Source organism: Sphingobium sp. TB-6, assembly GCF_012927365.1.
In the GTDB taxonomy this organism is placed as follows: domain Bacteria; phylum Pseudomonadota; class Alphaproteobacteria; order Sphingomonadales; family Sphingomonadaceae; genus Sphingobium.
This window is the reverse complement of the sequence record NZ_JABBGL010000003.1, coordinates 182120-205621: the sequence shown is the minus strand read 5'-3', so window position 1 is coordinate 205621 and position 23502 is coordinate 182120. Positions and strand designations below refer to the sequence as shown.

Genomic DNA, 23502 nt, shown 5'->3' with positions numbered 1-23502 from the left:
GCGCTGCCTGTCGGCGGCGCCCCTCCCCTTCTTCACCCGGAAATTTTACCCTCTAGAGGGACATGAAATATGAACGAACTGACCAATTTCGCCAATCCGGTCCAGAAGCCGGAAACCTTCGACCAGATCCAGATCGGCCTCGCCTCCCCGGAACGCATCCGCAGCTGGTCCTTCGGTGAGATCAAGAAGCCGGAAACCATCAACTACCGCACGTTCAAGCCCGAGCGTGACGGCTTGTTCTGCGCGCGCATCTTCGGTCCGATCAAGGATTATGAATGCCTGTGCGGCAAGTATAAGCGCATGAAGTACAAGGGCATCGTCTGCGAAAAGTGCGGCGTGGAAGTGACCGTGTCGAAGGTCCGCCGCGAGCGCATGGGCCATATCGAACTGGCCGCCCCGGTCGCGCACATCTGGTTCCTGAAGTCGCTGCCCTCGCGCATCGGCCTGCTGCTCGACATGCAGTTGAAGCAGCTTGAGCGGGTGCTGTATTTCGAATCATACATCGTCACCGAGCCGGGCCTGACCCCGCTCGAAAAGTTCCAGCTTCTGACCGAAGACGAACTGCTGGACGCGCAGGACGAATATGGCGAGGACGCCTTCTCCGCCGGGATCGGCGCGGAAGCGGTCAAGCAGATGCTGATGGACCTCGACCTTGAGGGCGAGAAGCAGGCGCTGCTGGACGAACTGGCCGTCACCAAGTCGGAACTCAAGCCCAAGAAGATCATCAAGCGGCTGAAGGTCGTCGAGAGCTTCCTGGAATCGGGCAACCGTCCCGAATGGATGATCCTGGACGTCGTTCCAGTCATCCCGCCGGAACTGCGCCCGCTGGTGCCGCTGGACGGTGGCCGCTTCGCGACGTCGGACCTTAACGACCTCTATCGCCGCGTGATCAACCGCAACAACCGCCTGAAGCGGCTGATGGAGCTGCGCGCGCCGGACATCATCGTCCGCAACGAAAAGCGCATGTTGCAGGAAGCCGTCGACGCCCTGTTCGACAATGGCCGCCGCGGCCGCGTCATCACCGGCGCCAACAAGCGTCCGCTCAAGTCGCTGTCCGACATGCTCAAGGGCAAGCAGGGCCGCTTCCGTCAGAACCTGCTCGGCAAGCGCGTCGACTATTCCGGCCGTTCGGTCATCGTGACCGGCCCGGAACTCAAGCTGCACCAGTGCGGCCTGCCCAAGAAGATGGCGCTCGAACTGTTCAAGCCCTTCATCTACGCCCGCCTCGACGCCAAGGGTCTCTCCATGACCCTGAAGCAGGCGAAGAAATGGGTCGAAAAGGAGCGCAAGGAGGTCTGGGACATCCTGGACGAAGTGATCCGCGAGCACCCGGTCATGCTGAACCGCGCGCCGACGCTCCACCGCCTCGGCATCCAGGCGTTCGAACCCGTGCTGATCGAGGGCAAGGCGATCCAGCTTCACCCGCTGGTCTGCTCGGCCTTCAACGCCGACTTCGACGGTGACCAGATGGCCGTCCACGTGCCGCTCTCGCTGGAAGCCCAGTTGGAAGCCCGCGTGCTGATGATGTCGACCAACAACATCCTCAGCCCCGCGAACGGCAAGCCGATCATCGTCCCCTCGCAGGACATGGTTCTGGGTATCTATTACCTGTCCATGGAACGTGAAGGCGAGCCGGGCGAAGGCATGCTGCTGTCCGACATGCAGGAGGTCCATCAGGCTCTCTATGCCAAGGCCGTGACGCTGCACTCGAAGATCACCAGCCGCGTGCCGCAGACCGACGAAGCCGGCAATCAGTATATGAAGCGCTTCGAAACGACGCCGGGCCGCATGCTGCTGGGCGAATGTCTGCCCAAGAGCCACAAGGTGCCCTTCGACGTCGTCAACCGCCTTCTCACCAAGAAGGAAATCGGGGACGTCATCGATCAGGTCTATCGCCACACCGGCCAGAAGGACACGGTGCTGTTCGCCGACGCCATCATGGCGCTGGGCTTCCGCCACGCGTTCCAGGCCGGCATTTCGTTCGGCAAGGACGACATGGTGATCCCGGACTCGAAGGAAGGCACCGTCGCCGAAACCAAGGCGCTGGTGGCTGATTACGAGCAGCAATATCAGGACGGCCTGATCACTCAGCAGGAAAAGTACAACAAGGTGATCGACGCCTGGAGCCGTTGCGGCGACGTGGTGGCGAACGCCATGATGGACGAGATTCGCGCCCAGCCCAAGGATCCGGCGACCGGCCGCATGGCCCAGATCAACTCGATCTACATGATGGCGCACTCCGGTGCCCGTGGTTCGCAGGCCCAGATGAAGCAGCTTGCCGGTATGCGCGGCCTGATGGCCAAGCCGTCGGGCGAAATCATCGAAACGCCGATCATCTCGAACTTCAAGGAAGGCCTGACCGTCCTTGAATATTTCAACTCCACCCATGGTGCTCGAAAAGGGCTTGCCGACACCGCGCTCAAGACGGCGAACTCGGGTTACCTGACCCGCCGTCTGGTCGACGTGTCGCAGGATTGCACCATCGTCGAGGAAGATTGCGGCACCGAAAAGGCGCTGGAGATGAAAGCCATCGTCCAGGGCGGTTCGGTCATCGCCTCGCTTGGCGAGCGCATCCTGGGCCGCACCACGGCGCAGGATATCGTCGACAGCAAGGACGGCACCGTCATCGTGCCGATCGGCACGCTGCTCGACGAAGCGCTGGTGGCGCAAATCGAGGCCATCGGCACGCAGGCCGTGAAGATCCGCAGCCCGCTGATCTGCGAAAGCAAGATGGGCGTCTGCGGCAAGTGCTACGGCCGTGACCTCGCCCGTGGTACGCCGGTCAATATCGGTGAAGCGGTCGGCGTCATCGCGGCGCAGTCCATCGGTGAACCGGGCACGCAGCTGACCATGCGTACCTTCCACATCGGCGGCGCGGCGAACTTCAACGAAACGTCGAACCTGGAAGCCATGTCGGACGGCACGATCGAGCTGCGCGACATGCCGACCATCATGGACAAGAATGGCCGTCGCCTGTCGCTCGCCCGTAACGGCGAGATCGCGATCATCGATAGCGAAGGTCGCGAACGCGAAACCCACCGCCTGCCTTACGGCGCCACCGTCCTCATTGCCGACGGTGACCCCGTGGCGAAGGGCGAACGCTTTGCCGAGTGGGATCCGTTCACCATGCCGGTGATCACCGAAAAGCCGGGTATCGTGAAATATGTCGACCTGATCGACGGCAAGACGCTGGCCGAACAGACCGACGAAGCCACCGGCATCGCGCAACGCGTGGTGACGGAGCATCGCGGTGCCGCCCGTACCAAGGAGGATCTGCGCCCGCGCCTGACCCTGCTGGACGACGGCTCGGGCGAAGCCGCCCGCTACATGCTGGCGGTCGGCGCGACCCTGTCGGTCGATGACGGTGCGCAGGTGCAGGCCGGTGACGTGCTGGCGCGTGTCAGCCGCGAAGCGGCCAAGACCCGCGACATCACCGGCGGTCTGCCGCGCGTCGCCGAACTGTTCGAAGCCCGCAAGCCCAAGGACAATGCGATCATTGCCAAGGTGTCGGGCCGCGTTCAGTTCCTCAAGGATTACAAGGCGAAGCGCAAGATCGCCATCAATCCCGAGGATGGCGGCGAGCCGGTCGAATATCTGATCCCCAAGAGCAAGGTGATCGACGTTCAGGAAGGCGACTTCGTGAAGCGCGGCGACAACCTGATCGGCGGTTCGCCCGACCCGCACGACATTCTGGAAGTGCTCGGCATCGAGCCGCTGGCCGAATATCTGGTCGCGGAAATCCAGGAAGTCTATCGCTTGCAGGGCGTGAAGATCAACGACAAGCACATCGAGACGATCGTTCGCCAGATGCTGCAAAAGGTCGAGATCATCGAGTCCGGCGACACCACTTTGCTGGTGGGCGAGCAGATCGACCGCGAGGAAATGGACGAGATCAACAGCAAGCTCCAGCCGGGCTTCGCGCCCGCCGCGGGCAAGCCGGTGCTGCTCGGCATCACCAAGGCCTCGCTCCAGACGCGTTCCTTCATCTCGGCGGCGTCCTTCCAGGAAACCACCCGCGTCCTCACCGAAGCGGCGGTTCAGGGCAAGAAGGACACGCTGGTGGGCCTCAAGGAAAACGTCATCGTCGGCCGCCTCATCCCGGCGGGTACCGGCGCCGGCATGAACCGCATGCGCGTCGCCGCCTCGTCGCGTGATGCGGCGATGCGGGCCGCGCTGCGGGCGTCGAGCCAGGTCGACCTGATCGCGCCCAAGACGGCCGCGCAAGAGCATGCCGCCGAACTGGCCCAGGGTCCGGAAGCCGCCATCGGAGACGATCCGCTGGCTGCTGTTCAGGGTGAGGATTTCACCACCGAGGACATGGAATAAGTGCTTTGAAAATCAGGGAGTCGCTTCCTATCTCGGGAAGCGGCTCCCAGCCCTTCGTACCCTATAAGGGGTCGATGAAGAGCCCGCCGGAAGCGACAGCCTGTCCGGCGGGTTTTCTTTTGGGGTGGCGCCCGGCAAGCCATGAAATTGTCCGGCAAGCCTGTCGCAAACCCTCTTGACCAATCCGGAATCGCCGCCTATTTGCGCCTCTCCGGTGAGCCACTGGCCCACCCTGATGCCCGATCCTCTAATGGTAAGAGAGCGGACTCTGACTCCGTCAATCAAGGTTCGAATCCTTGTCGGGCATCCAGACTTTTCCTCGAAAAGCGCGCATCGCCGGCGAAACGCGCTGCGCCGGGATTCTCTAGGCAAGCCCGGTCATCGCCTCGACAGGAAACGGCATTCCTTCGCCAGACGGCGGCCCATATCCCAGGCGGGCTTATAAACGGCCATGCCCTTTCGAATCTGCTCGCAGGACATGTTGAGCCCCCCGGCATAGACGATCGCGACAGTCCGGCCATTGGCGTCGCGGGCCACCGGAACGATGGTGATGGGATCCCGCAACGCGCGCTTCAGGCTTTCCTTGCTCTGCCGGGGACTGATGGGCGCGCAAGTCCCGCGCTTGGCGCAACGGCTGGCAACGTCCGGGGCGTCGATGCCCAAAAGCCGGATACGCTCGCCATTCACGCGCAGCATGCCACCATCAACGACAGTCAAGGCAGATGCGAAGAACAGGGCGGCGATCACTCTTCCACCCCCGCAATGGCCGACGCGGCGTCCAGGCTAAAAATCATGCCCTCTCCCCATCATCGCCGCTCCCTGCCATTGGGTGCCGGCGCGGCCCTCGCTTGCTTACACCCCAGTCCACCAGCATTCTTGCCTCGGTTCAATTTTTAGCCAGTAAATCTATCTGTAAATTCTATATTGATCTCTTCACCCAGTTTTTCATGATATTTAACGATAATCGACAGATATGTATCGCTTTGATACGAATGAATTAATTTCACTCGCCCATCCTCTGTCTTTGGATATACCCATCCTCTGCCCGAAACGGATGCGAGGCCCGGTCGCCCTCCCCATTTCATCATCAGGGGATGGGGTTGGCGGCCAGGAGGCGGATGCCACCTTCCATGCCGTTCGCAATCCCTTTTCCGAATTTGCTTGGGGTTTCGGCGGGTGTCGCCGCGACTAAGACCAAAGCAATATGGCTTTGCATATCCCACGATCCGACCGACGAAATAAGCATTAATGGGCAGCCATTACCCATTATCGCAAATTGTCCTGAACCATCCGGCAGGGGTAAATTATCCCGATAAATCAAATAGCTCATATGAAATATGAAATGGGCATGGTTTATTGGGGAGATAAGATGCACCCAGCATGGACCGTCCTGCCCGCGCTGTCCCTGTGCATCGGCTCCACCTCCGCTGCCGCGCAAAGTGGCGATGATCCAGGCCTTCGATCTGCCGCTCCCAGCCAGTTGGCTCTCATGGATACCGCCTTCGATCTGGGCGCCATGACACCCCACCCCCCGCCAGCCAATCCTGTCGTGCAAGGGCCAGCCGATCCGCAAAGCCCGGCAGCTCCGGATGCCGATACCGACAGTCGCTATCATTCGCTTGGCAGCCGCATCGGCGCCGCCAAATGGGAAACCATCGGCCTCTTCGCCTATATCAGCGCGACGCAGGCCTATTGGACGGACGGCACGACTCATTTCCATTTCAAGGATGAAGGCTGGTTCGGCAAGGACACCAACAATCTGGGCATCGACTAGCTGACCCACGCCTTCAACGCCTATCTGTTCGCGGAATTTCTCGGCGCGCGGATAGCCCGCAAAACCCATGACCGGGCCAGGGCGGCAGCCCCGGCCGCGCTGCTTTCCATGGGACTGATGCTCTATGGCGAAATGTGGGACGCGCATAAGAAGGATAGTGGCTTTTCGCCACAGGATCTCCTCTTCAATACCGGCGGCGCGGCCTTTTCGGTGCTGCGCCATACGGTGCCGGGACTGGAGGAGAAGCTGGATTTCCGCCTGCTGATGATGCCCAATTCAGAAGTCTACAGCTTCAAGGGCAAGCGCCATTATGAACAGCAGCGCTTTCTGCTTTCGCTTGAACTCGCCGGTTTCGCAAGGTTGCGCGACAGCCCGTTGCGCCTGGTCGAACTGCAACTCGGATATCGCGGCAAGAATTTCACCAATGCCGACCGCGCCGCCGGCATAAGGCCGGAACGCGACATCTTCTTCGGCGTCGGCCTCAACATCAAGCAGTTGTTCTTCCGAAACAGCCGATCGCGCCTGGGTCGCGCGATCGGTAGCGGGCTCGACTATTTTCAGCTCCCCTATACCGCCGCCTATGTCCATTGAAGGAGAGCGGAAGCTGGAAGAGCGAAGGAGGCAGATGCGCGCCGGCTGAACCGCGCGCATCGGGTCGCCAACCCGGCCGCTCCTCCAGACTCCGCATCGGGCCAACGCCATCCGGGGGGAAGGGCGGCGTTCAGCGCGACGCAATCAGAACGGGCTGCTCGGCGCCTGCCTGCGCCAGCGTCTGTGCCCGATGGTCCGTACGAAGCCGGTTCAGCATATCGTCCCGTTCCCAGGCATCGTTGGCGACGATGATCCACGCCTCGAACCTGGAAGCCGCGCCGATTTGCGGCGGCAACGGCGTCAACCGCCCCATGGTCTTGACCGCCCGCATCGATATCCGGTCGATGGAACGAGACGACGAAGGCTGGGCAAGGGCGATGGCCTGGGGCCGCCCCTCATCATCCAGACGGAACTGAACCCGGGCATAGCCGGTCGCGCTATGGTCGGAAGCCAGATTGGCGGTCCGGCGAATGCTGCTGGTCAGCCGGTTCGCGGTCCGATTCTGCCATTTCTCGTACGTCATTTCCTTTTCCGGCGACGCCACCACGGTCAGTTGGTCGCCTGGCTGTCTGGCACTAACCCCTGTTGACAGCAGCAGGGACGAGCAAAGCGCCAAAATCAAGGGCTTGGCATGCATGAGAGCCTCCTCTGCGATGATGTAGGATTATGATTGGAGCGGCTGCGGCGGCATCTGGCCGGCCGAAAAGCTGCGGGACTTTATATATTACAAAGACGATCGATTGAGTAACCAATATAAATGAATGATCTCATCGGCATACATAATATTTCAAACCTGGGCCATCCTGTCCCATTTTGAAGCATCGTTTCCGCGCCGTCGCAGCACCCTTCGGCAAGTCGTTTCAATCAAGGCATTTTGCGAGGGCGGCCGATAACGCTCCGGCGCATCGACTCGGGCTTCAGAGGAACGGTGCGTGACGGAAGGAGTCAGCCCGCCGCGATGCTCAAGCCCACCGCCTCCGCCACCTTTATCCCATCGATCGCGGCGGAGAGAATGCCGCCCGCATAGCCCGCCCCCTCCCCGGCGGGATAAAGGCCCGCAACATTGAGGCTCTGATGATCCTTGCCCCGCGTGATGCGGATCGGGGAGGAGGTGCGGGTTTCCACCCCCGTCATCACGGCGTCGGGATGGTCGTAATTGGCGATCTGCCGCCCGAAGACGGGGATCGCCTCATGGAATGCCTCCAGCACGAATTCGGGCAGGCAGCGCGAGAGGTCGGTCAGGGTCACGCCCGGCTTGTAGGACGGAATGACCTCGCCCAACTCGCTCGAAGCGCGGCCCTCAAGGAAATCCCCCACCTTCTGTCCCGGCGCATGGTAGGAGGAACCGCCCGCGACAAAGGCCATGCTTTCCCAATGACGCTGCAATTCGATCCCCGCCAGCGGCCCGCCGGGATAGTCCCGCTCCGGATCGATGCCGACCACCAGGCCAGAATTGGCGTTGAACTCGGCCCGTGAATATTGGCTCATGCCGTTGGTGACGACGCGCCCCTCCTCCGAAGTCGCCGCAACCACCCGTCCACCAGGACACATGCAGAAGCTGTAGACCGTCCGCCCATTGGCGCAATGATGGGCAAGGCTATAGGCCGCCGCGCCCAACACCGGATGCCCCGCGCAATTGCCGTAGCGCGCGCGGTCGATCCAGCTTTGCGGATGCTCGATGCGCACGCCGATGGAAAAGGGTTTCGGCTCGATATGCACGCCGCGCCGGTGCAGCATCTCGAAGGTCGGGCGGGCGCTGTGGCCCACCGCCAGCACGACATGGTCCGTCTCGATGAAACCGCCGTCCGCCAGATGCAGCCCGCGCAGCTTCTGCATGCCCTCGCCCTGCCGTTCCAGTTCCAGTTCATCAACCCGGTGCTGCCAGCGATATTCGCCGCCCAGCCCCTCGATCTGGCGGCGCATGGATTCAACCATGGAGACGAGGCGGAAAGTCCCGATATGCGGATGCGCTTCGGTCAATATGTCATCGGGCGCACCCGCGGCGACGAATTCTTCCAGCACCTTGCGGCCCAGAAAGCGCGGATCCTTCACCCGGCAATAAAGCTTGCCGTCGGAGAAGGTGCCCGCCCCGCCCTCCCCGAACTGCACATTGCTGTCGGGATTGAGTTCGGCGCGGCGCCACAGACCCCAGGTATCCTTGGTCCGCTCCCGCACCACCTTGCCCCGGTCGAGGATGATCGGGCGAAAGCCCATTTGCGCGAGGATCAGTCCCGCAAACAGTCCGCACGGTCCCGCACCGATCACGACGGGCCGCTTGCCCGACCAGCCCTGCGGCGCCCTCGCCACGAATTTGTAGTCGGTGTCCGGGCGCAGACGGACGTCATGATCCTTGGCGAAGCGCTCCAGCACCTCCGCCTCGTCCGTCACTTCGACATCGACGGTGTAGACGAGCTGGATCGCATTTTTGCGTCGCGCATCATTGCCCCGGCGCACCACGGCATGGCTCAACAGTTGCTGCGGCGCGAGATCCAGCCGCTCGCAAATGGCGGCAGGCATCGCCTCGGCGGGATGGTCGAGGGGCAGTTTCAATCCGGAAAGGCGCAACATTCGCCTGCCCCTAAACCTATTAGCGAGTCGGCTCCAGTCCTCCTTGGATCATCTCTCCCATCGTCGTTCCCGCTGGGGCGGGAACCCATCTCCCATAAGAATAGACTTGATGCAGCGTCGGAGATGGATTCCCGCCTTCGCGGGAATGACGATTGAATTAGAACCGGGCGCGCACCCCACCATAGAACGCCCGCCGCTCGACAGGATAAAAGGCGACGCTACCTTCATTCACCAGAGTTGCCGGATTGTCCGGCACATAGCGAACCAGAGCGCTGATATCCCCCACAGCCCGCTCGCCGGTCAGATTGCGGGCATCGAGGAACAGGGTGACACCCGGCTTCACCTCTGCCTGCGCCCCAAGGTTCAGCGTGGCGTAATCGCCCACCCGTTTCGTGTTGGCATAGTCCACCCAGGCACCCTGCGGCAGCCATTCGACCGCCGGCGAGACGCTGAACCGCTCCGTCCCCAGCTTCAGCTCCGCCCGGTAAAAATGGCGCGGCACCACCGGCAAGCGGTTATTGCCGAACTGCTCATCGTCGCGGAAGCGGAAATCGCTATATTGATAGACCTGCCGCAGCATCGCCCAGGGCGCCAGCGCAAGGTCCAGCCCCGCCTCAATCCCCTGATGCCGCGTGCGGCCTGCATTGAAAGTCGCGGCGGGAATAGCGCTGTCGCCCGCGCCATATTGCAACATCTCGCCACGAAGATCGGCCCGATAGATGCTGATGTCCCAATGGGCCATGCCAAGCGTCCCACGGGTGCCGATCTCCCCTGTCCATGCCTTTTGCGGCTGAAGGGGGACAAAGCCGACGGCCAGCGTATCAAACTGTGTCTGCCCCAATTCGATAAAGCCCGGCAGCTCCACCGACCGGCTATAATTCGCATAGAATTGCACCGTCTGCGCGGGCTCGAACAACAGCCCGAATTTCGGGGCGAAGGCATCGAACGACGCATCCCCGCTCCTTACCGGGGCGAAACGATTGTCGAGCCGCCGCTCGCCATGGGTATAGATGCCGCCCGCGATCAGCCACAGCCCTGCAATCGGTGCGATCCGCGCCTCGCCATAGCTGTTGATCGTCTGCGCCCGCGCCTTCTGATAGGAGGTCGGCGCGCCGGGCCTGCCGTTCAGATTGACGAACTGCCGGAATTTGCCCTGCCCGAAGCGCGCCTGGCTACCCAGCGTCAATTCGACCGGCAGCCCGCCCAGATCCCCTGCCAGATCAAGGCTGGCGAAGACGCCGCGATCCTTCGACTTCTGGTCGACGAGCTGATAGATCGGATGGTTGAGCGCCTTGGCATTATAATAGACCCCGAAGGCCAGCTCGCCGCCGTCAAGCTGAACCGTGGTGCGGTTCTGCAAGCGGATCGAATCGATATTGCGCGCCTGATCGCCAGCGAAATTGCCCTTGGCCGGATGGTTCAGCGCATCGCTTTCATTGAGCGCGCCCGACAGTTTCTGCCGGATCGTTTGCGCGCTGGCGTAGAAGCGCGTCTCCACCCGGTCATTGAGCTTCAACCCGACATTGCCGTTGAAGCGCAGCGCCTTGCGCCGCCCATGAGCGCGATCGCCATCGGACCGATCGGCGGTGACGGCCGCCCAGGCATCGCCCCGCTCATCGGCATAGCCGTAGGCCGCCTTGGCCCGCAGCGTATCGAACGACCCGCCATCGACCCGCAGCTCGGCCCCCGGAGCCGTTCGCCCGGTCGGCGTCACCGCATTGATCGCCCCGCCCAGCGTCGACCCGCCTCGCCGCAGCGCATTGCCGCCGCGATAAACCTCCAGATGCTGGAAGATCTGCGGGTCCAGCTCCTGAAAATCGCCATTGTCGTCGGCCATGTTGATGGGGATGCCGTCCTGCAACAGCGTCAGCCCGCGCATATGATAGCCACGCGACAGGCCGGACCCGCGAATGGAAATCCGCACCTCCTGCCCGAAGCGCGGCTGGGTATAGACGCCGGGCGAAAAGCTCAGCGCATCGCGCAGGGAAACGGCCAGCTTGTCTTCGAAATCCTCGGCGGACACGACATCGATCCCGCCGGGCGTGCGGGCGACTTTCGCCGCGGCCTCCTCGACCACGGGGCTGGCGGTGACGATGATCCGGCTTTGCTCGGCCACCTCATCGGCCAGAGCGGGAGAAGATAGCGAGCAGGCAAGCGCACACAGCGAAACGCCGCGCGAAATGGAAAAAACGGACATGAAAAAACAACCTTACTGAAAAAGCACGAGAAACAGCGGATTCAGAAGGTGGCGGGCGGTCCCGAAGAAGGCGGCGGCGGTGCGGCCAGCCGCGCGATCAGCCCGGTCTTGAGCGCGAAGGCGATCGGCCCGAAGCCAAGCTGCCAGACCGGCAGCGGCAGATCGGCCAGCGCGAGCGGCGGCACCACCGGCTGAACGGACGCGGCAAAGGGGCAATGCTGCTGCCCCGCCATGCCGTCATCCGGCGCGTGATCCTTGGCGGGAGCCTGCCCCCGGTCGACCACGATATTGACCGCGCCCTGCCCCGTGCAAAGCGTCACCACGACGCCCCGATCGGTCCGCACCGGCATGAAGCCCGAGGGCGCAACAAGCTGAATCGCCAGCACGAGCAGAGCCAGCGCGGCCAGCAGGCCTTTCGCCAATTCCGATCGTCTGACTGCCCCCATCATGGCGCCAAGCCCTAGCGGCGACGGCCCGCCCTGTCACTAGGACAAAAGGGCCACGGGCCGCACACTCACCTTGACGTAAACGTAAGGCAGCGTTACATCACCCGGCATGGACAAACGCACCAGCATCGCCGGCATCGAACTCCCCGATCACAGCGACCGGCAATCTTACACCATCACCGACCTGTCCGAGGAGTTCGGCGTCACCGCCCGCGCCCTGCGCTTCTACGAGGATGAAGGGCTGATCGCGCCGGAACGGCAAGGCCTGGCCCGCATCTATTCGCGCCGCGACCGCGCCCGGCTGGCGTGGATATTGCGCGGCAAGCGGGTGGGCTTCAGCCTGTCCGACATTCGCGAGATGATCGACCTCTACGATGCCGACGAGGGACATGAGGAGCAGCGCCGCGTCACCATCGCCAAGTGCAAGGCGCGCATCGACCTTCTGACCCGCCAGAAAGACGATATCGATGCCGCCATCGCGGAACTCTCCCAGTTCGTGACCGTCCTCGACAGATAATCCCCCTCACCAGAACAGAATCGTCCGGAGAAGATCATGCCCAGCTATACCGCCCCCGTCCGCGACACCCGCTTCGTGCTCGACCATGTGCTGGGGCTGGACCGCTACACCAATCTGCCCGGTTTCGAAAATGCGACCGCGGATCTGGTCGAGGCGATCCTGACCGAAGGCGGCAAGATCGCCGCCGAAGTCCTCTTCCCCTTGAACGCCGTGGGCGACAAGGAAGGCTGCACCCGCCACCCGGACGGCAGCGTCACCACGCCGACCGGCTTCAAGGCGGCCTATGACGCCTATGTCGAGGGCGGCTGGACCACGCTGCATGCGCCGGTCGAATATGGCGGGCAGGGTCTGCCCCATGTCGTGGCGACGGCGGTCAGCGAATATATACTCTCGGCCAACCACAGCTTCGAAATGTATCATGGCCTGACCAGCGGGGCCGTGGCCGCCCTGATCGCCAAGGGCAGCGAAGAGCAGAAGCAGACTTACCTCCCCAATATGGTGTCGGGCCGATGGACCGGGACGATGAACCTGACGGAACCGCATTGTGGCACCGATCTCGGCCTCATCAAGACCAAGGCCGTACCCCAGCAGGACGGCAGCTTCACGATCAGCGGGACCAAGATCTTCATTTCGGCGGGCGAGCATGACCTGGCGGAAAACATCATCCACCTCGTCCTTGCCAAGACTCCCGACGCGCCGGAGGGCAGCAAGGGAATCTCGCTGTTCGTCGTCTCGAAATTCCTCGTGAAGGAGGATGGATCGCTGGGTGAACGCAATGCGGTTTCCTGCGGCTCGCTGGAACATAAGATGGGCATTCACGGCAATGCCACCTGCGTCATGAACTATGACGGCGCGACCGGCTGGCTGGTGGGCGAGGAGAATAAGGGTCTGGCCGCCATGTTCATCATGATGAACGCGGCGCGGCTGGGGGTTGGTCTCCAGGGTCTGGGCCAAGCGGAAATCGCCTATCAGAACGCCGCCGCCTATGCGCATGACCGGCGCCAGGGCCGGGCGCTGACCGGCCCCAAGGAGCCGGAGGAAAAGGCCGACACCCTGTTCGTCCACCCCGATGTGCGCCGGATGTTGATGGAGGGCAAGGCGCTGACCGAAGGGCTGCGCGCGCTGATGCTCTGGGGCGCGCTTCAGGTCGACCTCTCCCACCATGCCGCCACGGAAGAAGAACGTCAGGCGGCCGACGACCTCGTCCAACTGCTGACCCCGGTGATCAAGGGCTATGGCACGGACAAGGGCTTCGATGTCGCCGTGACGGCGCAGCAGGTGTTCGGCGGTCATGGCTACATCTGGGAAAATGGCGTCGAACAATATGTCCGCGACGCCCGCATCGCCCAGATTTACGAGGGCACCAACGGCATACAGGCGATGGACCTTGTCGGGCGCAAGCTGCCCATGAACGGCGGCCGGGCGCTCCAGGCCTTCCTCAAGATCATCGCGGATGAGGTGGCGGCAGCCAAGGCCGACGAAAAGCTCGCACCCCTGGCCGAAGCGCTGGAAAAGGCGAGCGGCCAGCTTGGCGCCGCGACCATGTGGTTGATGCAGAATGCAATGAAGAATCCTGACAATGCCGGGGCGGGCGCGGTGCACTATATGCACATATTGGGGATCGTCGCGACGGGCCTGATGTGGCTGCGCATGGCCAGGGCGGCTACGGCCCAGATCGCGGCAGGCTCGGAGGATGCCAAATTCCATGAAGCCAAGCTGGTGACGGCCCGCTTCTTTGCGGAACGCATCATGCCCGACGCCGGCGCGCTCCGCCGCAAGATCGAGGGCGGCGCGGACAGCCTGATGGCGCTGGATCCGGAGATGTTCCTGGCGGCTTGAAGCGTCGCGGGATGCAAGACGCTCCGCTCGGCCAGCCGCAGCGGAGCGTTCTTTTTCCGGGCCGCCAAAGAGCGGGAATTGGGTGAATTCCTACCATTTAAATCCGTCATCCCAGCGCAAGCTGGGATCTCAGGCGAGAGGGCACAGCCTAGACTCACGAGATCCCAGCTTGCGCTGGGATGACGAATGTTATCGATGTCCGCCTCTGGCCATTCGCAGCCATCGCCCTTGGCTCTTCGTTTCGCCTCCCCCTCCATGCCCCATTGCACCCAGCGCCGCATAAGCCCATCAAACGGCACATGATCCAGCCAGCCACGGCCCCTCCCTCCACCAGCCGCACGTTGGGCCTTGCCGCCTGCATCGCGCTGGTCATGGGCAATATGATCGGCTCCGGCGTGTTCCTGCTCCCCGCCTCGCTCGCGCCCTTCGGCTGGGATGCGGTGGCGGGATGGGTGTTCACCATCGCCGGATCGCTCATCCTCGCCTATGTCATCGCGCGGCTGACGGTGCTGATGCCCGATGCCGGCGGCACAGCGCAGTTCATCACCCGCGCCTATGGGCCGCTCGCCGGTTTCGCGATCGGCTGGATCTACTGGATTTCGGTGATCTTCACCAATGTCACCATCGCGGTCGCCGCCACCGCCAATCTCAGCAGCATCCTGCCCGCGCTCAACCGCCCCGGCATGGGGGCGCTCGTCTCGATCGCCTTTCTTTGGCTAACCACCGGCATCAACCTGATCGGTGCGCGGGCCGCGGGCGTGACTCAACTCGCCACCACCGCGATCAAGCTGATACCGATCATCCTGGTCTTCCTCCTGCTCGCCCTGATGCTGGGCAGCGGCAAGGCGGAGGTCGCGCCCTTTCCCGCCCAAGGCTTCACCAGCGCCGGCATCACCGCCTCGGCGGCGTTGACGCTCTGGGCGCTATTGGGCTTCGAATCCGCCAGCGTCGCCGCCGACAAGGTGCGCGATCCCGCCCGGACCATCCCCCGCGCCACGCTGATCGGCACGGCGGTGACGGGCCTTATCTATCTGCTGGTTTGCTCCGGCATAGCGCTCACCCTGCCCGCGGCGGAAAGTCAGTCAGGCTCGCCCTTCGCCGCCTTCGTCGCTCATTATTGGTCGCCCGGCCCGGCGCATTTCATCGCCGCCTTCGCCACGATCAGTTGTCTTGGCGCGCTCAACGGCTGGACACTGCTGCAAGGCGAAGTGCCGCTCGCCATGGCGCGGGGCGGCGAATTGCCGTGCTGGCTGGCCGGGACCAACCGCCAAGGCACCCCAGTCCGCGCACTGCTGCTGTCCTGCGTGCTGGGAACATTGATGCTGATCGCCAACAGCCTGCAAGGACTGGTCGCGCTGTTCACTGCCATGGCGCTGCTGTCGACATCGGCCACGCTCTGGCTGTATGTCGGCTGCGCCCTGGCGGCGTTGCGGTTCCGGCTGGTGGTGCTGGCGGCGCTGGTGGGGCTGGCTTATGCGCTCTGGACGCTCTGGGGCGCGGGATTGGTGCCGAGCGGGGCGAGTTTTCTGCTGATGGCGGGGGGTTTTCCCTTCTACGCCTGGGCGAGATGGGAAGCGAAGAAAACAGCCTAACTATGCGATCCGCGCTCCCGCCCCCAGGAGCCTCAATCCCCCCACATTTCCTTGAGCTTGCTGAAAAATCCGGTCGACTGCGGGCATTCCTCGCCGGTTTCCGTCTCGCGGAAGGCTTCCAGCAATTCCCGCTGCTTCGCAGTCAATCTGGTCGGGGTTTCTACATCGACCTGAATCACCAGATCGCCCTGCCCCCGCCCGTTGAGCACGGGCATGCCCGCCCCACGCTGGCGGATCTGCTTGCCTGACTGAATACCGCTCGGGATCTTGATTTCATGCCGCTGGCCGTCGAGACCCGGCACTTCGATCACGCCTCCCAACGCCGCCGTGGTGATGCTGACCGGCGCGCGGGCAAACAGGGTCGTCCCGTCCCGCTCGAAGATCGAGTGCCGCTTCACATGCAGGAAAATATAGAGATCGCCCGCAGGCGCCCCGCGCGCGCCCGCCTCGCCCTCGCCCGACAGGCGGATGCGCGTGCCTTCATCGACACCGGCGGGGATGCTGACGGAAAGCGTCTTGGGCTTGTCCACCCGCCCTTCGCCCCGGCACGAACGGCAGGGGCTTTCAATCACCTGTCCCGCGCCATGGCAGGACGGACAGGTCCGCTCGACCACGAAAAAGCCCTGCTGCGCCCGCACCTGGCCATGACCATGACAGGTGCCGCAGCCCTTGACGCCCGTCCCCGGCTGCGCGCCGGAACCGTCGCAGCTTTCGCAGGCCGCCGAAACCTCGATCTCGATCTCGGTCTTCTTGCCATGATAGGCATCGTCCAGCGTGATCTCCAGGTCATAGCGCAGGTCCGCCCCGCGCCGCTGGGCCTGTCGTCCGCCGCCGCCGAAACCGCCTGCGGCCTGACCGAAAATCGTCTCGAAAATATCGCCCAGATCGGAAAAACCGCCCGCGCCGCCGCGTCCGCCGCCAAAGCCGCCCGGACCGCCATTCTGGAACGCCGCATGACCGAAACGGTCATAGGCCGCGCGCTTCTGCGGGTCTTTCAGGCACTCATAGGCTTCGGAAACGGCCTTGAACTTGGCCTCGCTGTCAGTGCAGCCCCCGGTCTTGTCCGGGTGATATTTCATCGCCAGCTTGCGATAGGCGCTCTTGATAGCCCCGGCATCCGCCGTGCGTTCGACTTCAAGCAGTTCGTAATAATCGATTTCGGTGCTCATTTCGCCCCCGGCGTCCCTGCCCCATCATGACCACAGCAGCCATGACGGGGCAAGCACATCAGCTTACGCCTTGTTGTCGTCCACTTCCGAGAATTCGGCATCGACGACATCATCGTCCGCCTTAGGCGCGTCCGCACCCGGAGCAGCCGCAGCCGCCTGCTCCTTCTCATAAATGGCCTGACCCAGCTTCATGGCGACCTGCGCCAGTTCCTGCGCCTTGGCCTTCATCGCCTCGGCATCGCCGCTTTCAACCGCCGACTTGGTGGCGGCGATGGCGGTTTCGATTTCCGACTTCAGGCCAGCGTCCACCTTGTCGCCATGCTCGGAAAGCTGCTGCTCGGTGGTGTGGATCAGGCTCTCGGCATTGTTCTTCGCCTCGGCCGATTCGCGCTTCTTCTTGTCCTCTTCCGCGAAACGCTCGGCATCCTTGACCATCTGGTCGATGTCGGCGTCCGACAGACCGCCCGACGCCTGAATGCGGATCTGCTGTTCCTTGCCGGTGCCCTTGTCCTTGGCATGGACGTTGACGAGGCCGTTGGCGTCGATGTCGAAGGTGACTTCGATCTGCGGCACGCCGCGCGGCGCGGGCGGGATGCCGACCAGATCGAACTGGCCGAGCAGCTTGTTGTCCGCCGCCATTTCACGCTCGCCCTGGAACACGCGGATCGTCACCGCCTGCTGATTGTCGTCGGCGGTCGAATAGACCTGCGACTTCTTGGCGGGGATGGTGGTGTTGCGGTCGATCATGCGGGTGAACACGCCGCCCAGCGTCTCGATGCCGAGACTCAGCGGGGTAACGTCGAGCAGCAACACGTCCTTGACGTCGCCCTGCAACACGCCAGCCTGGATCGCCGCGCCCATGGCGACCACTTCGTCCGGGTTGACGCCGGTATGCGGTTCCTTGCCGAAGAAGTCCTTCACGGCTTCGCGCACCTTGGGCATGCGGGTCATGCCGCCGACGAGGACGACTTCGCTGATCTCGGCCGCCGAAACGCCCGCATCGGCCAGCGCCTTCTTGCACGGTTCCATGGTCCGCTTGATGAGGTCGGCCACCAGCCGCTCCAGGTCGGAACGGGTGATGTTCTTCACCAGATGCTTGGGGCCGTTCTGGTCGGCGGTGATGAAGGGCAGGTTGACTTCGGTCGACTGGGCCGAGGACAGCTCTATCTTCGCCTTTTCAGCGGCTTCCTTCAGACGCTGGAGCGCCAGCTTGTCCTTGGTGAGGTCGATGCCCTCTTCCTTCTTGAAGTCGGCGGCCAGATATTCGACCAGCTTGGCGTCGAAATCCTCGCCACCCAGGAAGGTGTCGCCATTGGTCGACTTCACCTCGAACACGCCATCGCCAATCTCCAGGATCGAGATGTCGAAGGTGCCGCCGCCAAGGTCATAGACCGCGATGGTCTTGCCATCCTGCTTCTCAAGCCCATAGGCCAGCGCAGCCGCGGTCGGCTCGTTGATGATGCGCAGCACTTCCAAGCCAGCGATCTGGCCGGCGTCCTTGGTTGCCTGACGCTGGGCGTCGTTGAAATAGGCCGGAACGGTGATGACCGCCTGCGTGACCGTCTCGCCCAGATAGCTCTCGGCGGTTTCCTTCATCTTCTGGAGGGTGAAGGCGGAAATCTGCGAAGGCGAATAATCCTTGCCGCCGGCATTGACCCAGGCGTCGCCGTTCGGACCCTTGGCGATGCTGTAGGGCACCAGCTCCATGTCCTTCTTGGTCATCGGATCATCGAAGCGGCGGCCGATCAGGCGCTTCACCGCGAAAACCGTATTGTCCGGATTGGTCACGGCCTGACGCTTTGCAGGCTGACCGATCAGGCGCTCGCCATCCTTGGTGAAGGCGACGATCGACGGCGTGGTCCGCGCGCCTTCCGCATTTTCGATGACCTTGGGCTTGCCGCCGTCCATCACGGCGACGCAGCTATTGGTGGTGCCAAGGTCGATACCGATTACTTTTGCCATCTTGTCCTCTTTGAACCCCAAATCACATTCAGCGGTTGACGGCCCCATACCTCACGAAAGCGCCAAGGCAAGGCCGTTTGCGAAAGGGATATAGGCGCGCTTTCGCTTGGCACAAGAAGCTGCCAGCATTAGCTAGTCAATCGACCGGAAACGAGACAGTCACGAAGGCCTTCCCCATGCGCGCTTATTTCTCCCTTATCACCCTCGCTCCCCTTGCCCTGTCGGCCTGCGGCGATCCAGCGCCCACCTATGTCGATCAGGCCTGGGTGCGTCTCAGCCCCAATAAGGACACCCCCTCGTCCGGTTATTTCGTCGCCCATGGTGGCGATGCGGACACGGCCCTGCGCGGCGTGCTGACCGACTATGCCCTGAAGGTGGAGATGCATGAGAGCATGAGCGAGGGCGGGAAGATGACGATGAAGCCGCTCGACAGCGTCCCCATCCCCGCCAAGTCGAAGGTCGCCTTCGCGCCCGGCGGCAAGCATCTGATGCTCTGGGGCGTGAACGACACGGCGATCAGCCGGGGCAAGATGACGCTGACCTTCCTGCTCGCCAATGGCGACCGCCTGCTGGTCGACGCGATGATCCAGAAGCCCGGCGCGGCCACCCCTGCACACAAGCCAGAGGAGCATAAGGCGCATTGACCGGCCGGCCGCTGACGGCGGCGGAAACCGCCCTGGCCCGCTCGATCTTCGCAGATGCGATCGATTATGACCGGGTGCGGGTACATAACCGCAAATGGTGGCTCTTCCAGCCCCGGCAAGTCACCATGTCGCCCGATGGCGACCTCTGGTTCCATCCGGCTGGCGGTCTGTTCTGCGCGGATTTCTGCGACAGCCCGCTGCATATCCAGGGGCATTTCATCCATGAGATGACCCATGTCTGGCAGGCGCAGCGGGGCGGCAAATGGTATCTGCCGCTGATGCGCCACCCCTTCTGCCGCTACGGCTATGAGATCGTGCCGGGGCGGCCCTTCCACCGTTATGGGTTGGAACAGCAGGCGGAAATCGCGCGCCATGCCTTTCTGCTGCGGCAAGGGGTTCGCGTGGATGGCAAGCCGCCCTTGCCGGTCTATGAGGCGCTGCTGCCCTTCACGACGGTTTAGGGTGGATAAGGGACGTTCTGTTTCGCGCTGTTTTCTTGAAGTACACCGTGTTCCTGCGAAGGCAGGAGCCCAGTTCCTACGGTGCGATGATCCACAAGCGGCGGAACTGGGTTCCTGCCTTCGCAGGAACACGGATCAATCAATGGCAGCTAATGGCCAAAACCCGCCACCATTTCCCTCATCTTAACTGCACCGCCCCCACGCCTGGCACGCCTGTTCCCCCGCGCCATCCTGTGCCATGATCGCGGGATGATGCGCGCGCCCACCGCCCTTCTGCCTCTCGTTGCCTTCCTGGCCAGCCCTGCATGGGCGCAGAACCCCGAACGCGTGGGCCATTATTATCTGCGCGGGGTGATGGAGACAGGCTCTGAACTGATGCTCCATCCGGACGGCCGTTTTCAATGGTATCTGGTCTATGGCGCGCTCGACCTCTTCGCGGAGGGCAAATGGAACGAGAAGGACGGCACCGTCATCCTCACCGCCGAAAAGACCAAGGATGTGCCCGAACCCGGCTTCCAGACCCTCGCTTTGACCATCAAGGACAAGGCGCTGGTGCCGCCGGACGGGCATGGCGCCTATGTCCGTCCTGCCGACGACAAGGATTGAACCGCTACCGCCTCTGAGCGATCGGCTTTATCGGACGGCAGCCTCCAGCAACCGGATCGTTCCCGCGTCGGCGTCGATTTCCGCCCGGCACCCGACCGGCAGGCTGAACTGGCTGGCGACATGCCCGAACAGCGCGCCCTGAAAAGCCGGAACCCCAAGCGCGCCCAAATGCTGCTGCAACACCTCCGACAGCGTAAAGCCACCGTAAGACGCCCCGCTCGGACCGCAATCGGTGCACTGCCCGAACACCACGCCCGCTACCTTGCCCAGCACCCCGGCAAGCGACAACTGCGTCAGCATCCGGTCGATCCGGTAGGGCTGCTCGCTGACATCCTCGATAAACAGGATCACGCCCTCGAAATCCGGCACCCAGGGTGTGCCCATCAGCGTCGAGAGCACGGTCAGGTTCCCGCCCAGCAACCGCCCGCTCGCCTTCCCGCCCCGGAAGGTCCGGATACGTCCGCTCCGCTGCACCAGCCGGTCTTCATGCCCATCCGGATTGGCGAGCAAGGGCGTCGCCCCGTCGAAAGCAATGGCCCGAAAAGCATCCCAGGAAAAGCGCGGCCAACTACTCGCCGCATTGGGCCCATGGATGGTGACGAACCCCGCCCGCGCCGCAAAGGCGAGATGCAGGGCAGTGATGTCGGAAAAGCCGATCAGCAGCTTGGGATTGGCCCTGATCGTCTTGAAATCCAGATAGGGCAGAACCCGCGCGCAACCCCATCCACCCCGCGTCGCGAACACGGCCCGCACCTGCGGATCGGCGAACATCGCGTTGATATCCGCCGCCCGGTCCGCATCCGTCCCCGCCAGATAGCCGTTGCGTTCGACCAGATGCTTCGCCGGTTTCGGCACCAGCTCCATGGCGACGATCGTCTCCTTGACCAGATCGAGGTCGAATGCGTCATCGGTAAAGCCCGCCGGCTCGACCAGCCCCACCGTGTCGCCAGGACGCAGCCGGGCCGGCTTCACCACCCCGGCCGGAACCGCCGCCAAAGCCCTGGGCGCCGCCATCGCCACCCCCAGCAAGGCTATCGACGTCCGCCGGTCCAGCTTCAAAAGCCGCTTCCATTCTTGCGGCGATAGGCTCCCTTGACCCATTGCATGTCGATATCGGGATAGTGCGCATCCCCCAGCGGAACGCGCCCTACCGCCACGAAAACGCAATCTTCGCCGCTCTCGTTGACCAGATGGTGACCATTGGGATCGCCCTTCGCGAAAGACGCCATGTCGCCGCCGCGCAGCGTGGTCCGGCTCCCCTCCTCGACCAGAACCGCCTCGCCACTCAACATGACGACGAACTCGTCCTCATCCTCGTGCCAATGCCGCTGGGAGGATGCCGCACCAGGCTTGAGCACCACATGGCTGACGCCGAAATCGGCAAGGCCGGTCGCGGGACCGAGCTTGCGCACCCAACGTTCCGCCACTGCATCCGCATATTCCGGCGGATAGCCGGTCCGATTGGTCTGTTCGATGGCCGCAAGGTCGATCTTGGGCATGATACGTCCTCCTGCTGGCAAAGCCGCTTCGTTTTCGTGCCGCCTTCCGCCGCATTTTGCGAGCCGTCGGCTGTCCAGCCGGCTTCAAAATGCTTTGCCTTTTCTGCCGCATTTTGCGAGCCGCCGACTGTTCCAGCCGGCTTCAAAATGCTCTAACGCAACCCCATGACCAAGACCAGCACCGATGCCGACCCGATCATCATAGCCGAGAAGCTGATCGCCTGCCCGTCCGTCACGCCTGCCACGGGCGAGGTCTTCGCGGTGCTGGAGGCGATGCTGAAACCCCTGGGCTTCACCGTCGACCGCTTCGTGACCGGCGAGGCGCCCGACGGCCCGGTGGAAAATCTGCTGGCCTGGCGGACGACCGGGCCAGGCAGGCATTTCGCCTTCGCCGGGCATCTGGACGTGGTCCCGCCGGGCAATGGCTGGACCAGCGATCCCTTCCAGCCGGAAAGGCGCGGCGAGTTGCTCTACGGCCGCGGCGCGGTGGATATGAAGGGCGCCATCGCCGCCTATGTCGCCGCGCTGCATGACCTGCCCGAAGACCTGCCCGGCACGATCAGCCTGATCATCACCGGCGATGAGGAAGGCGCGGCGGTCTACGGCACGCTCGCGCTGATGGATCGCATGGCCGCCCATGGCCTGCGCCCCGATCTCTGCCTGGTGGGCGAGCCGACTTCCTCGCAGCGGCTGGGCGACGTCATCAAGATCGGCCGTCGCGGCTCGGTCAATATGTGGATCAATGTGCAGGGCGTGCAGGGCCATGTCGCCTATCCCCACCTGGCCGACAATCCGGTCCCGCGCCTCGTCCGCATCCTGTCGGCCATCGACGCCATCGTGCTGGACGAAGGCAATGACTGGTTCCAGGCCAGCAATATCGAGATCACCAATCTCGACGTCGGCAATCCCACCACCAACGTCATCCCCGCCGCCGCACAGGCGCGCATCTCGATCCGCTTCAACAATGAACATAGCGGCGCGGAACTGGTGGAACGCATCACCGCGCTCGCCGCAACCGAAGGCGGCACGGTGGAAGCCAAGATCAGCGGCGAACCCTTCCTGACCGAACCGGGCATATTGTCGGATCTGGTCGCAGGCGCGATCCGCGAAGTCACCGGCGTGGAGGCGGAACTGTCCACAACCGGCGGCACGTCCGATGCCCGTTTCCTTTCACGCCTTTGCCCGGTGGTGGAATTCGGCCTCAACAATGCGACCATGCACAAGCTGGATGAAGCCGTGGCCCTGGCCGATCTGCACGACCTTACGGAAATCTATCGGCTGGTGACTGTGCGGGCCTTAGGGGGTTAAAAA

20 protein-coding genes and 1 tRNA gene are annotated in these 23502 nt (G+C 63.2%); 11 read left to right on the top strand and 10 right to left on the bottom strand.

Annotated features, from left to right (window positions below; genetic code table 11):
* Nucleotides 1-69 precede the first annotated feature (69 nt).
* Both rpoC and HHL26_RS06290 read left to right on the top strand, forming a co-directional pair.
* The gene (gene rpoC / locus HHL26_RS06295; RefSeq protein ID WP_066559877.1) at nucleotides 70-4326 is read left to right on the top strand and encodes a DNA-directed RNA polymerase subunit beta'; all 4257 of its coding nucleotides are present in this window, start codon (nucleotides 70-72) and stop codon (nucleotides 4324-4326) included.
* 236 nt (nucleotides 4327-4562) lie between these two features.
* Nucleotides 4563-4636, top strand: a tRNA-Gln gene (locus HHL26_RS06290).
* A 68-nt stretch (nucleotides 4637-4704) separates the two neighbouring features.
* On the opposite strand, the gene HHL26_RS06285 is transcribed toward HHL26_RS06290, so the two are convergent.
* Complete coding sequence (locus HHL26_RS06285) at nucleotides 4705-5073, bottom strand: thermonuclease family protein (protein WP_237229832.1); 369 nt, start codon at nucleotides 5071-5073, stop codon at nucleotides 4705-4707.
* Nucleotides 5074-5413: 340 nt separating this feature from the next.
* Nucleotides 5414-5656, bottom strand: coding sequence for a hypothetical protein (locus tag HHL26_RS06280; protein WP_145907427.1), 243 nt, complete (start codon nucleotides 5654-5656; stop codon nucleotides 5414-5416).
* Nucleotides 5657-5695: 39 nt separating this feature from the next.
* On the opposite strand from HHL26_RS06280, the gene HHL26_RS24205 reads away from it, so the two are divergent.
* Together HHL26_RS24205 and HHL26_RS24200 are read left to right on the top strand one after the other, a co-directional pair.
* A complete protein-coding gene (locus HHL26_RS24205) occupies nucleotides 5696-6100 on the top strand; it encodes a hypothetical protein (protein ID WP_237229835.1) in 405 nt (134 codons plus the stop codon).
* On the top strand, nucleotides 6101-6691 hold the full coding sequence (locus HHL26_RS24200; RefSeq protein ID WP_257721817.1) for a YfiM family protein: 591 nt from the start codon (nucleotides 6101-6103) through the stop codon (nucleotides 6689-6691).
* A 130-nt stretch (nucleotides 6692-6821) separates the two neighbouring features.
* On the opposite strand, the gene HHL26_RS06270 is transcribed toward HHL26_RS24200, so the two are convergent.
* The 4 genes from HHL26_RS06270 to HHL26_RS06255 form a co-directional block, all read right to left on the bottom strand.
* The gene (locus HHL26_RS06270; RefSeq protein WP_240962359.1) at nucleotides 6822-7214 is read right to left on the bottom strand and encodes an energy transducer TonB; all 393 of its coding nucleotides are present in this window, start codon (nucleotides 7212-7214) and stop codon (nucleotides 6822-6824) included.
* A gap of 422 nt (nucleotides 7215-7636) precedes the next feature.
* Nucleotides 7637-9259, bottom strand: a complete 1623-nt coding sequence (locus HHL26_RS06265; RefSeq protein ID WP_066559883.1) for an NAD(P)/FAD-dependent oxidoreductase — start codon at nucleotides 9257-9259, stop codon at nucleotides 7637-7639.
* 157 nt (nucleotides 9260-9416) lie between these two features.
* On the bottom strand, nucleotides 9417-11456 hold the full coding sequence (locus HHL26_RS06260; protein ID WP_066559888.1) for a TonB-dependent receptor: 2040 nt from the start codon (nucleotides 11454-11456) through the stop codon (nucleotides 9417-9419).
* Between the two features lie 41 nt (nucleotides 11457-11497).
* Entirely contained in the window at nucleotides 11498-11905 is a 408-nt protein-coding gene (locus HHL26_RS06255) for a DUF2946 family protein (RefSeq protein WP_066559890.1), read from the bottom strand.
* Nucleotides 11906-12011: 106 nt separating this feature from the next.
* On the opposite strand from HHL26_RS06255, the gene HHL26_RS06250 reads away from it, so the two are divergent.
* From HHL26_RS06250 to HHL26_RS06240, 3 genes are all read left to right on the top strand, one after another.
* Nucleotides 12012-12419, top strand: coding sequence for a MerR family DNA-binding transcriptional regulator (locus HHL26_RS06250; protein ID WP_066559892.1), 408 nt, complete (start codon nucleotides 12012-12014; stop codon nucleotides 12417-12419).
* 36 nt (nucleotides 12420-12455) lie between these two features.
* On the top strand, nucleotides 12456-14258 hold the full coding sequence (locus tag HHL26_RS06245; protein WP_066559894.1) for an acyl-CoA dehydrogenase C-terminal domain-containing protein: 1803 nt from the start codon (nucleotides 12456-12458) through the stop codon (nucleotides 14256-14258).
* 299 nt (nucleotides 14259-14557) lie between these two features.
* A complete protein-coding gene (locus HHL26_RS06240; protein ID WP_066559897.1) occupies nucleotides 14558-15850 on the top strand; it encodes an amino acid permease in 1293 nt (430 codons plus the stop codon).
* 32 nt (nucleotides 15851-15882) lie between these two features.
* On the opposite strand, the gene dnaJ is transcribed toward HHL26_RS06240, so the two are convergent.
* Nucleotides 15883-17019: a molecular chaperone DnaJ gene (gene dnaJ, locus HHL26_RS06235; protein WP_066559899.1), complete on the bottom strand. Its 1137-nt coding sequence runs from the start codon at nucleotides 17017-17019 to the stop codon at nucleotides 15883-15885.
* A 63-nt stretch (nucleotides 17020-17082) separates the two neighbouring features.
* The gene (gene dnaK / locus HHL26_RS06230; RefSeq protein WP_066561953.1) at nucleotides 17083-18981 is read right to left on the bottom strand and encodes a molecular chaperone DnaK; all 1899 of its coding nucleotides are present in this window, start codon (nucleotides 18979-18981) and stop codon (nucleotides 17083-17085) included.
* Between the two features lie 176 nt (nucleotides 18982-19157).
* Here dnaK and HHL26_RS06225 point away from each other — a divergent pair, with 176 nt between their 5' ends.
* The 3 genes from HHL26_RS06225 to HHL26_RS06215 all read left to right on the top strand — a co-directional run bounded on the left by HHL26_RS06225 (nucleotide 19158) and on the right by HHL26_RS06215 (nucleotide 20692).
* The gene (locus tag HHL26_RS06225; protein ID WP_066559901.1) at nucleotides 19158-19625 is read left to right on the top strand and encodes a copper chaperone PCu(A)C; all 468 of its coding nucleotides are present in this window, start codon (nucleotides 19158-19160) and stop codon (nucleotides 19623-19625) included.
* Complete coding sequence (locus HHL26_RS06220; protein ID WP_066559904.1) at nucleotides 19622-20086, top strand: vgr related protein; 465 nt, start codon at nucleotides 19622-19624, stop codon at nucleotides 20084-20086. The genes HHL26_RS06225 and HHL26_RS06220 overlap by 4 nt, the downstream gene beginning before the upstream one ends.
* 249 nt (nucleotides 20087-20335) lie before the next feature.
* Nucleotides 20336-20692, top strand: a complete 357-nt coding sequence (locus HHL26_RS06215) for a hypothetical protein (protein WP_237229838.1) — start codon at nucleotides 20336-20338, stop codon at nucleotides 20690-20692.
* 27 nt (nucleotides 20693-20719) lie between these two features.
* Here HHL26_RS06215 and HHL26_RS06210 read toward each other — a convergent pair whose 3' ends face one another.
* A complete protein-coding gene (locus HHL26_RS06210) occupies nucleotides 20720-21706 on the bottom strand; it encodes an LD-carboxypeptidase (RefSeq protein WP_066561957.1) in 987 nt (328 codons plus the stop codon).
* Nucleotides 21707-21747: 41 nt separating this feature from the next.
* Nucleotides 21748-22191, bottom strand: a complete 444-nt coding sequence (locus HHL26_RS06205) for a cupin domain-containing protein (RefSeq protein WP_066559906.1) — start codon at nucleotides 22189-22191, stop codon at nucleotides 21748-21750.
* Between the two features lie 165 nt (nucleotides 22192-22356).
* On the opposite strand from HHL26_RS06205, the gene dapE reads away from it, so the two are divergent.
* Complete coding sequence (gene dapE / locus HHL26_RS06200) at nucleotides 22357-23499, top strand: succinyl-diaminopimelate desuccinylase (protein WP_066559908.1); 1143 nt, start codon at nucleotides 22357-22359, stop codon at nucleotides 23497-23499.
* Nucleotides 23500-23502: the final 3 nt, after the last annotated feature.

Bases quoted from the DNA above. Each gene is read 5' to 3' on its own strand.
- rpoC (WP_066559877.1), top strand. From the start codon at position 70: ATGAACGAACTGACCAATTTCGCCAATCCGGTCCAGAAGCCGGAAACC.
- HHL26_RS06280 (WP_145907427.1), bottom strand. From the start codon at position 5,656: ATGAGCTATTTGATTTATCGGGATAATTTACCCCTGCCGGATGGTTCA.
- HHL26_RS24205 (WP_237229835.1), top strand. From the start codon at position 5,696: ATGCACCCAGCATGGACCGTCCTGCCCGCGCTGTCCCTGTGCATCGGC.
- HHL26_RS06270 (WP_240962359.1), bottom strand. From the start codon at position 7,214: ATGACGTACGAGAAATGGCAGAATCGGACCGCGAACCGGCTGACCAGC.
- HHL26_RS06265 (WP_066559883.1), bottom strand. From the start codon at position 9,259: ATGTTGCGCCTTTCCGGATTGAAACTGCCCCTCGACCATCCCGCCGAG.
- HHL26_RS06260 (WP_066559888.1), bottom strand. From the start codon at position 11,456: ATGTCCGTTTTTTCCATTTCGCGCGGCGTTTCGCTGTGTGCGCTTGCC.
- HHL26_RS06255 (WP_066559890.1), bottom strand. From the start codon at position 11,905: ATGATGGGGGCAGTCAGACGATCGGAATTGGCGAAAGGCCTGCTGGCC.
- HHL26_RS06250 (WP_066559892.1), top strand. From the start codon at position 12,012: ATGGACAAACGCACCAGCATCGCCGGCATCGAACTCCCCGATCACAGC.
- HHL26_RS06245 (WP_066559894.1), top strand. From the start codon at position 12,456: ATGCCCAGCTATACCGCCCCCGTCCGCGACACCCGCTTCGTGCTCGAC.
- HHL26_RS06240 (WP_066559897.1), top strand. From the start codon at position 14,558: ATGATCCAGCCAGCCACGGCCCCTCCCTCCACCAGCCGCACGTTGGGC.
- dnaJ (WP_066559899.1), bottom strand. From the start codon at position 17,019: ATGAGCACCGAAATCGATTATTACGAACTGCTTGAAGTCGAACGCACG.
- dnaK (WP_066561953.1), bottom strand. From the start codon at position 18,981: ATGGCAAAAGTAATCGGTATCGACCTTGGCACCACCAATAGCTGCGTC.
- HHL26_RS06225 (WP_066559901.1), top strand. From the start codon at position 19,158: ATGCGCGCTTATTTCTCCCTTATCACCCTCGCTCCCCTTGCCCTGTCG.
- HHL26_RS06215 (WP_237229838.1), top strand. From the start codon at position 20,336: ATGATGCGCGCGCCCACCGCCCTTCTGCCTCTCGTTGCCTTCCTGGCC.
- HHL26_RS06210 (WP_066561957.1), bottom strand. From the start codon at position 21,706: ATGGCGGCGCCCAGGGCTTTGGCGGCGGTTCCGGCCGGGGTGGTGAAG.
- HHL26_RS06205 (WP_066559906.1), bottom strand. From the start codon at position 22,191: ATGCCCAAGATCGACCTTGCGGCCATCGAACAGACCAATCGGACCGGC.
- dapE (WP_066559908.1), top strand. From the start codon at position 22,357: ATGACCAAGACCAGCACCGATGCCGACCCGATCATCATAGCCGAGAAG.